This window comes from Novosphingobium sp., assembly GCF_020852455.1.
Classification (GTDB): Bacteria; Pseudomonadota; Alphaproteobacteria; order Sphingomonadales; family Sphingomonadaceae; genus Novosphingobium.
The window spans coordinates 1-8,307 of record NZ_JADZAT010000018.1; the positions used below are offsets into that span (position 1 = coordinate 1).

An 8,307-nucleotide genomic window follows, 5' to 3' on the forward strand; every position below is an offset into this window, starting at 1 on the left:
ACGCCAAGGAAGAAGAACTCCTTTTTCCAGCGCTCGTCGCGCATGGGGTTCCCCTTCACGGTTGCCCGCTGGATGCCCTGCTCCACGAGCACAAGAAAGGCCGACTCCTCGCAGGTCAACTCAGCGATGCCATCGATGCCTATCACGCTGGCGAGCGCGATGGGGGCGACAAGATCACAACAGCAATCGAAGCGATCGAGCGTCTCTATCCCGATCACATCTGGAAAGAAGATGACATGGTGTTTCCCATGGCCGCCCGTTTGATTCCCGCGAAGGATCGCGAACGGCTTTTCGTCCAGTTCACCGAAGTTGAAGCGCGCAATCCGCCCGGCACCCACGAACGATTCCACGATTTCGCGAGGCGCCTGGCATTGGCCAGTTCCCATTGATCGCGCGCGTTCCTCGTGGCGGAGTATCTCTCCTGCCGGCGTTGACCGGCCCCCTTCTGAGTGGTCTAAAATCTGTTTTAGATTTGACCACGATGAAGCGGGGATAGGCGGTGGCCCGATCACCGGGTTGCAGAGGGGGATGAGAACGTCGAGCAGGCGCTCCTTCTGCGCCACCTTGCGCGGCGGCCTTGCCGCCTCTGTTACGCTCGACGATGATCGTTGCCTTTCAATGGAACTGCAGGCGATGGTCACGCACTGATCAGTTCAGGTCACTGCGAGTTCCTAGCCCACACATTGGAAAAATGTTTGGCAGAGACGAATAATTTCATTGTTAAATTGGTATGTAAGATGCCTTTTTTCTGCTAACCCGCTCATGGTCTAACGACATGGAGGCAATTCGTGGTTTCTGCACTCACGACCAGCGAGCGAACCGGCGCACTTGCCATTTTGTTTGCCTTGCTGGGTGCTGGTGTCGTCATGGCGGCGTCGACAGCCACGCGCAGCGATCCGATGGGCTTCCATGGCTATCTCGTGATGCTGTATGCCTTGGGTGTAATGGTCGCCTTGCTGCGCGGATACTTCGACGCCGAGCCACCCTCTTCCCGCCTGGAACACTATTACGACGATCCAACCAAAGCCGGAATCATCCTCGCCATGGGCTGGGCGGTGGTCGGCATGTTCGTAGGCGACTGGGTGGCCTGGCTGCTCGCCTATCCAGACCTGACCTTCAATTCCGCCTGGGCCAGTTTCGGACGCCTGCGGCCGGTCCACACCACCGGCGTCATCTTCGGCTTTGGCGGCAATGCGCTGATCGCCACATCGTTCCATGTCATGCAGCGCACCTCGCGCGCGCGCTTGCCCGACCAGTTGAGCCCGTGGTTCGTGCTGCTGGGCTACAACCTGTTCTGCCTGATCGCGGTCAGCGGCTATCTTCTCGGCATCACCCAGTCGAAGGAATATGCGGAACCCGAATGGTACGCAGATGTCTGGCTGGTCGTGGTCTGGGTGACTTATCTGGTGCTGTACCTGCGCACGCTGGCGCGGCGCAAGGAACCGCACATTTACGTTGCCAACTGGTATTACCTGGCCTTCATCCTCGTCGTCGCGATCCTCCACATTGTCAACAACCTGGCAGTGCCCGCGTCGTTTGCTGGAGCCAAGAGCTATTCGCTGTTTTCCGGCGTGCAGGACGCGATGACCCAGTGGTGGTACGGGCACAACGCCGTTGCCTTCTTCCTGACCGCCGGCTTCCTTGGCATGTTGTATTACTTCCTGCCCAAGCGCGCCGAGCGGCCGATCTATTCCTACCGGATGTCGATCGTCGGCTTCTGGGGGATCACCTTTTTCTACATGTGGGCGGGATCGCACCACCTGCATTACACCGCCCTGCCGCAATGGGTACAAACGCTGGGCATGACGTTCTCGCTGATGCTGCTAATCCCCTCGTGGATCGCGGCGGCCAACGCCCTGCTCACCCTCAACGGCGCCTGGGACCGGGTGCGCAGCGATGCCACACTGCGCTTCATGATGATGGCGGCGGTATTCTACGGCCTGTCGACCTTCGAGGGATCGTTCATGGCAATCCGCTCGGTCAACTCGCTGTCGCACTATACCGACTGGACGATTGGCCATGTCCACGCCGGCGCGCTGGGCTGGGTTGCGCTGATCACTTTCGGCTCGATCTATGCGCTGGTGCCGTGGCTGTGGAAGCGCGATGCCATGCATTCCCCCGCGCTGGTGGAGTGGCACTTCTGGCTCGCGATGGCCGGTACGCTGATCTACGTCTTCTCGATGTGGAACTCGGGCATCATCCAGGGCCTGATGTGGCGCACCTACAATGACGGCGGGACGCTCAGCTATTCCTTCCTCGACACGGTGGAGGCGATGCACCCCTATTACATCGCGCGGGCGATCGGTGGCCTGCTGTTCCTGATCGGCGCGGTGATCGCCTGCTGGAACATCTGGAAGACCATAGTCACGCCATCGCCCGGTGCCGTTAGCGTGGCAGACGGCCAGCCCCTCCCCAGCTTGCTACCGGCGGAATAGGCAGCCATGTTCCAGACCCACTACCGCCTCGAACGCAAATCCCTCCGCCTTGTGCTGGCGATCATCGTTGTGGCCAGCATCGGGGGCCTGATCGAGATCGCCCCGCTGTTCACAATCGATGAAACCGTCGAAACCGATCCGCAGATGCGGGTCTATGCCCCGCTCGAACTGGCCGGGCGCAACATCTACATCCGTGAGGGCTGCTATGCTTGCCATTCGCAGATGATCCGAACCCTGCAGGACGAGGTGGAGCGCTACGGCCCCTACTCGCTCGCGGTGGAATCGAAATACGATCATCCGATGCTATGGGGCTCGAAGCGCACCGGTCCAGACCTCGCCCGCATCGGCGACAAGTACTCCGACCAGTGGCACGTCATGCACCTTGCCAACCCGCGCGGGGTGGTGCCGCAATCGATCATGCCGCGCTATCCCTGGCTTACCACCACGCAGTTGTCAGTCGAACACCTAGGCGACGACTTGCGTGCCATGCGCACTGTCGGTGTGCCCTATACCGACGCGATGATTGCCAACGCGAGCGCCGACGCGGTGGCCCAGGCCTCGCCCGATGGCGACACTGCCGGACTGCTCAAGCGCTACGGCGAGGCAACGCAGGTCCGCGCATTCGACGGACAGCAGCAGACGGTGACCGAGATGGACGCACTGGTCGCCTATCTCCAGATCCTGGGCAAGCTGAGCGATGCGGCCAAGGCGCCGCAGAACGCGAAGGCAAGCGGGAGATAGCGCATGGACGTCTCCCACCATCTTGTCGTCGTCTTCGCCAAGTCGTTCGGGCTGTTTTACCTGCTCGTCATGGCGCTGGCCGTGCTTGCCTATGCCTTCTGGCCAGCCAACCGGGATCGCTTCGACCAGGCCGCGCGGGACGTCGTTGAGGACGAGGACGAGCCATGGGCGTGAGCGAACGTGATCCCCACAGCGGGCACCAGACCACCGGGCACGAGTGGAACGGCATCAAGGAACTCAACACGCCCGTGCCCTGGCCGGTCTGGTTCTTCCTGATCGCCACCGGCTTGTTTGCGGTCGTCTACTGGGTGCTAATGCCCGCGTGGCCGCTTGGACGGACCTACACGCAAGGCCTGCTCGGTACCGACCAGCGCGCCATCGTTACGCGGCAGGTGACCAGGGCCAACGAGGACCGAGCCAGTGGGACAAGCCGCATCGCCGCGCTCGACGTCAAGCAGATCCGGGCTGATCCGACCCTGATGAAGGCGGTGCGCGACGACGGGCACCGGTTGTTCGGGGACAATTGCGCAGCCTGCCACGGAAGCGACGCAGGCGGGAACAAGGGTTTTCCCAATCTGATCGATGGCGATTGGCTCTGGGGCGGATCACCCAACCAGATCGCCGAGACCATCGCCGTCGGAATCAACAGCCCCGCCGCCACGAACAGCCGCGCGAGCCAGATGCTGGCATTCGGGCGCGACGGGATACTGGATAACGATGCCGTCATCGCGGTGACCGATTACGTGCGATCTCTGACCGATCCGGGGGTGGCGCGCGGTGCAGGCGCGAAATCGGTGGCAGCGGGACGCGCCGTCTTCGCTGCCAACTGCGTAGCCTGCCACGGCCCCGATGCGCGCGGCAACCAGTCGCTTGGCGCTCCGGACCTCGCCGACCGGACCTGGCTTTATGGCGGCGATGCCCAGTCGGTCTATACCTCCATCCATGATGGCCGGCGCGGCGAGATGCCGGCCTGGGGCGAGCGGCTGAGCGCGGTAGATCGCAAGCTTTTGCTGGTCTGGCTTCTGGACAAGGGGAGCGCACCATGAGGCTGCCCCGCTCCCGTTTCTTCTATGCCGGACTGGCGCTGCTGGCGCTCTTCGTGGTCGCGCTGGCCAACGTGCATCTGGTGATGGTGGCCGGATCCTCGCAACCCGCCTGCGTCGCGCATGTCCGGTCGGGTGAAACCGCAATCGCACCGAGCGGGTTCAGCGCCGCCCGATCGTCGTGCTGACGTGGGAAGGGAATAATCATGCCGATCATCCCGCCAGTCGTCCCCCCGCTGCCCCGCACCAGTCCCTACTGCCGTGACCTGCCACTTGGCAGCGCGTTCGATTGGCTGGGCGCAGGCTGGCGGGATTTGCGGACCGATCCTGCGGCCAGCCTTGCCTATGGCCTCGTCGTTTTTGCCTTGTCGCTGGGCATCGTGCTGGGCCTGATCCTGTTCGGATGGGACTATGCCTTGTTCCCGGCGACCGCCGGTTTCCTGATCCTCGCGCCGATTCTCGCCATCGGGCTTTACGCGAAGAGCAGGGCATTGGAGGAAGGCCGGCACGTCACCCTGCGCCAGATGGTCCTGCCCGAAGCACCATCGCGCGGGCAATTGCTGTTCACCGGCGCCCTGCTTAGCGTGCTGATGCTGCTGTGGATGCGCGCCGCGGTCATCATTTACGCGCTGTTCTTCGGGGTACGGCCCTTCCCAGGGCTCGATCACGTGGCGCAGATGCTGTTCTCGACCGGGCACGGTCTAGCAATGTTGGCGGTGGGCACGGCAGTTGGCGGGCTGTTCGCCGCCTTTGCTTTCGCGGTATCGGCCTTTTCGATCCCGATGATGCTTGATCGGCGGGTCGATGCCCTGACCGCGATGGGCACAAGCTGGGCGCTGGTGTGGAATAATCTGCCGGCGCTGCTGGTCTGGGGTGCTGCCGTCCTCGCATTGTTCCTCCTCTCGCTCGCCACGGGGATGCTGGGGCTGATCATCGTCTTTCCGTGGCTAGGCCACGCCAGTTGGCATGCCTGGAGGGCGGTCCGATGAACGCGCTCGAATTCCTCGTCCCCATTTCCATCGCGCTGGGCGCGCTTGGCTTGGGCCTGTTCTTCTGGGCAATCAACAACGGACAGTACGAGGACGTGGTCGGGGCGGCGCAGCGCATCTTCATCGACGATGACGACAAGCCCCTTTGATCAAAGGAGCCGGCGGGAGGATAATTCATGGTTGATTTCATCTATGCCCGCATCGTTCACATCCTGTCGATCCTGCTGTGGATCGGCGGCGTCGCCTTCGTGACGATGGTGGTCATGCCCGCGATCCGGCGCGATTCCCCGCCGGGCGAACGGCTTGCCGCCTTTGGGCGGATCGAGGGCGGGTTCGCCCCGCAGGCGCGCGTCTGGGTGCTGCTCGCCGGCGCCAGCGGCTTCTGGATGGCCTGGCGGGCGGACCTGTGGAGCCGATTTTCCGAACCGACGTACTGGTGGATGGCCGCCATGATCGCGATTTGGGCCATTTTCAGCCTAATGCTGTTCGTGCTGGAGCCGCTGGTCATTCACCGGCGCATGCAAAATTCGGCCGACCCGGCAGCGGACTTCGCGCGCATGGAACGGATGCATCGCATCCTTCTGGCAGCCTCGCTCGTCACCTTCGGCGGCGCGGTCGGCGGGAGCCACGGCCTGTGGTAGCACGCGCGCCACTGTTTGCCGCACCGCACCGGCTCCTCTTTCTGACCGGGGCCTTCCAGCTTGCGGCGGTGCTCGCCTGGTGGAGCGCGACGCTGCTCGACCTGCAGGGAATCGGACTGAATCTGCCCCAGGCGGTCCCCGCCATACTGTTGCACGCGCCCATCCTGCTGTTTCTTGTCCTGCCGCCGTTCTTCTTTGGCTTCCTGTTGACGACTTTCCCCCGATGGCTCGGCTTCCCGGACTCGACGGGGCCAGTCTATCTGCCCGTCGGCACCGCGTTCGCGGGCGCCGCAATCGCCCTGTGGCTCGGCCTGTTCGACATTGCACCGCACGGCATTTCCGTCGCCTTCATTCTTGGCGGCGCAGGCTGGATATGGGCGCTGGCCTGGATGCTGCGCCTTGCCATTCTCGAATTGAGCGCAGGCCGCCCCGCCACCTGGCATGCATGGTCGATCCTCGCCGCACTGACGTTTGGACTTGGCTGCATGACCCTCGCAGGCATCGGTCTGGCCACCCTCGACCCGCTATCCGTCCACATCGCCAACCTTGTTGCTCTGGACCTGTGCGTCGTTCCCGTGTTCGTGACCGTCTGCCACCGGATGGTCCCCTTCTTCGCTGGTAACGTCGTGGACGCCTATGCGCGGTGGCGGCCATTCTGGGTCTTGTGGGCATTCTGGGCGTCGGCGGTGTTGGCCACGCTGGGATTTGCCCTGGCGTTTCCGGCCCTGGCCGCCGGGGGCAAGATTGCTGGCGCCGGCCTCTTAGCATTGATGTTGTGGAAGTGGTGGCCGCGCAGTCGGGCGCCCGGCCTCCTGTGGGTCCTGCTGATCGGGTTCGCCTGGGCTCCGGCTGCATTTGCCCTGGCCGCATGGACTGGAATGTTCGAACCTGCTCTAGGCCGGGCGCCGATCCATCTTGTCACCATCGGCTTTGTCCTGAGCCTGGTCATCGCGATGGTGACCCGAGTCACCCAGGGTCATTCCGGCCAGCAACTCGTCATGCTGCCAATCGCTTGGCTGGCCTTTGCCACCGTGCAGGCTTCGACCGCACTGCGACTCCTTGCTGCGGCAAGGGATGAACATCTCGCCTTGCTGACATCGTCCACGCTGATCCTCACGACCGGCGTCCTCCCATGGATCGTGCGAGCGATGTGGATATATCTCCGGCCGCGGATTGATGGAAAAACAGGCTGACCTCACCCAGTTGCTTCAGTCCAGACCTCAGGATTGCCCTTGCATCTTCAGATACCTGCATTGCCTATATCCCCGGGCCATACGCAGCATCATTGGGCTAGGTAACTCCCTAGGTAGCAGGCCCTCTACCAACCCATTAGCCCCCGATCTCTTAAGCAATCTGGGTGAAGCTACCGGGAACATGCAGACAGGTGTCGTATTGCCCGAACGTGGAAAACCTGCGTTCCAGCCGTAGACGAAAAGCGGCTCCTCCCGGTACCGGCCCGTCGATGAGTATCATTGCCACCATCATGAATTCGGCCACCGGACAACCGATCCAGAAGATGACGTTCGGACGGATGCCCAAGCCATGGGCCTCGTTCAATCTTGCATCCGGGGAGCTTGTCACGGCTGACCGCGTCCATGTCGGCAAGCCGGCAGCGGGGAAATTCATGGCACAAGTCGAGGTATGGGTTACACCCAAGAGCTGAAAGCGTGAGCTGAGCTTGCAGGCTCGGTAATTGAAGGGAGACACTTTGGCCGGAATTTGACCCTATTCCAGAGCCGGCCTCCTTACCGATCAGCCGGAGCATGCAAAAACGAAACGACAGATACTGCAAATTTCTTGTGTTAAACGCAGAATAAAAATCATTTGCCTGATGGGATGGTCGCGTCCGTCAACGTGGTGTAATTTTGGCGGTGGCCTTGGGTCATCGTCATGCGGCCTTGGCGGTTATGTGTAGCGGCTGATTTTCCTCCTCGATCATTGGTTGATTGAGTTCGGCCATGCCTTCGATCTGCATGTAGCGGTGCTGGAGCTGCCACTCGTCGTTCTGCTCGAGCAGCACTGCGCCGACGAGGCGAACGATGCTGTCTTCGTTCGGGAAGATGCCGACGACGTCGGCGCGGCGCTTGACCTCCTTGTTCAGCCGTTCGAGCGGATTGGTCGAGTGTAATTTCGTGCGATGCTGGGTGGGGAAGCCGGTGTAGGCGAGCACGTCGGTTTCGGCCTCGTCCATGCAGGCGCCGAGCTTGGGCCAGCGGGTGCGCAGCTGATCTGCGACCTGCCGCCAGACCTGGGTGGCCGTTTTCTGGTCGGGCTGAAGGAAGACCTGCCGGATCGCCGCGGCAACCACGGTGTTCTGGCCCTTGGGCACATAGGACAGGGCGTTCCTCATGAAGTGGACGCGGCAACGCTGCCAGGTGGCGCCCATGACGCGAGTGATCGCACCCTTGAGGCCCTCGTGGGCATCGGAGATGACCAGCTTCACGCCGGTCAGGCCGCG

General features: G+C 62.4%; 11 protein-coding genes and 1 pseudogene. 11 read left to right on the forward strand and 1 reads right to left on the reverse strand.

The window, feature by feature from the left end; all coding sequences use genetic code 11:
- From IT549_RS09575 to IT549_RS09625, 11 genes are all read left to right on the forward strand, one after another.
- Positions 1-389: hemerythrin domain-containing protein (locus IT549_RS09575; protein WP_292972505.1), on the forward strand; the 389-nt coding region annotated here is incomplete at its 5' end.
- A 399-nt stretch (positions 390-788) separates the two neighbouring features.
- A complete protein-coding gene (gene ccoN / locus IT549_RS09580) occupies positions 789-2,435 on the forward strand; it encodes a cytochrome-c oxidase, cbb3-type subunit I (protein WP_292972509.1) in 1,647 nt (548 codons plus the stop codon).
- 6 nt (positions 2,436-2,441) lie between these two features.
- Positions 2,442-3,176: a cytochrome-c oxidase, cbb3-type subunit II gene (gene ccoO / locus IT549_RS09585; protein ID WP_292972512.1), complete on the forward strand. Its 735-nt coding sequence runs from the start codon at positions 2,442-2,444 to the stop codon at positions 3,174-3,176.
- Between the two features lie 3 nt (positions 3,177-3,179).
- Positions 3,180-3,350 (forward strand): cbb3-type cytochrome c oxidase subunit 3, encoded by a 171-nt coding sequence (locus tag IT549_RS09590; RefSeq protein ID WP_292972514.1) that lies wholly within the window; start codon positions 3,180-3,182, stop codon positions 3,348-3,350.
- Positions 3,341-4,222 carry a cytochrome-c oxidase, cbb3-type subunit III gene (gene ccoP, locus IT549_RS09595; protein ID WP_292972516.1) on the forward strand — a complete coding sequence of 294 codons (882 nt, stop codon included), beginning with the start codon at positions 3,341-3,343 and terminating at the stop codon, positions 4,220-4,222. Before IT549_RS09590 ends, ccoP begins: the two co-directional genes overlap by 10 nt.
- Positions 4,219-4,407, forward strand: a complete 189-nt coding sequence (locus IT549_RS09600) for a hypothetical protein (protein ID WP_292972518.1) — start codon at positions 4,219-4,221, stop codon at positions 4,405-4,407. The genes ccoP and IT549_RS09600 overlap by 4 nt, the downstream gene beginning before the upstream one ends.
- 18 nt (positions 4,408-4,425) lie before the next feature.
- Positions 4,426-5,208 (forward strand): DUF2189 domain-containing protein, encoded by a 783-nt coding sequence (locus tag IT549_RS09605; RefSeq protein ID WP_292972520.1) that lies wholly within the window; start codon positions 4,426-4,428, stop codon positions 5,206-5,208.
- The gene (ccoS, locus tag IT549_RS09610; RefSeq protein ID WP_292972522.1) at positions 5,205-5,357 is read left to right on the forward strand and encodes a cbb3-type cytochrome oxidase assembly protein CcoS; all 153 of its coding nucleotides are present in this window, start codon (positions 5,205-5,207) and stop codon (positions 5,355-5,357) included. Before IT549_RS09605 ends, ccoS begins: the two co-directional genes overlap by 4 nt.
- Before the next feature lie 27 nt (positions 5,358-5,384).
- Entirely contained in the window at positions 5,385-5,849 is a 465-nt protein-coding gene (locus tag IT549_RS09615; RefSeq protein ID WP_292972524.1) for a hypothetical protein, read from the forward strand.
- Positions 5,843-7,042: an NnrS family protein gene (locus tag IT549_RS09620; protein ID WP_292972526.1), complete on the forward strand. Its 1,200-nt coding sequence runs from the start codon at positions 5,843-5,845 to the stop codon at positions 7,040-7,042. Before IT549_RS09615 ends, IT549_RS09620 begins: the two co-directional genes overlap by 7 nt.
- Before the next feature lie 269 nt (positions 7,043-7,311).
- Entirely contained in the window at positions 7,312-7,512 is a 201-nt protein-coding gene (locus IT549_RS09625; RefSeq protein ID WP_292972528.1) for a hypothetical protein, read from the forward strand.
- A 225-nt stretch (positions 7,513-7,737) separates the two neighbouring features.
- On the opposite strand, the pseudogene IT549_RS09630 reads toward IT549_RS09625, so the two are convergent.
- Positions 7,738-8,307, reverse strand: a pseudogene (locus tag IT549_RS09630) (IS256-like element ISSpma2 family transposase); the annotation flags it as partial.

Excerpts from the sequence above, each read along its gene's own strand:
- ccoO (WP_292972512.1), top strand. The coding sequence starts at position 2,442 with ATGTTCCAGACCCACTACCGCCTCGAACGCAAATCCCTCCGCCTTGTG.
- IT549_RS09615 (WP_292972524.1), top strand. The coding sequence starts at position 5,385 with ATGGTTGATTTCATCTATGCCCGCATCGTTCACATCCTGTCGATCCTG.
- IT549_RS09600 (WP_292972518.1), top strand. The coding sequence starts at position 4,219 with ATGAGGCTGCCCCGCTCCCGTTTCTTCTATGCCGGACTGGCGCTGCTG.
- IT549_RS09625 (WP_292972528.1), top strand. The coding sequence starts at position 7,312 with ATGAGTATCATTGCCACCATCATGAATTCGGCCACCGGACAACCGATC.
- IT549_RS09590 (WP_292972514.1), top strand. The coding sequence starts at position 3,180 with ATGGACGTCTCCCACCATCTTGTCGTCGTCTTCGCCAAGTCGTTCGGG.
- ccoS (WP_292972522.1), top strand. The coding sequence starts at position 5,205 with ATGAACGCGCTCGAATTCCTCGTCCCCATTTCCATCGCGCTGGGCGCG.
- IT549_RS09605 (WP_292972520.1), top strand. The coding sequence starts at position 4,426 with ATGCCGATCATCCCGCCAGTCGTCCCCCCGCTGCCCCGCACCAGTCCC.
- ccoP (WP_292972516.1), top strand. The coding sequence starts at position 3,341 with ATGGGCGTGAGCGAACGTGATCCCCACAGCGGGCACCAGACCACCGGG.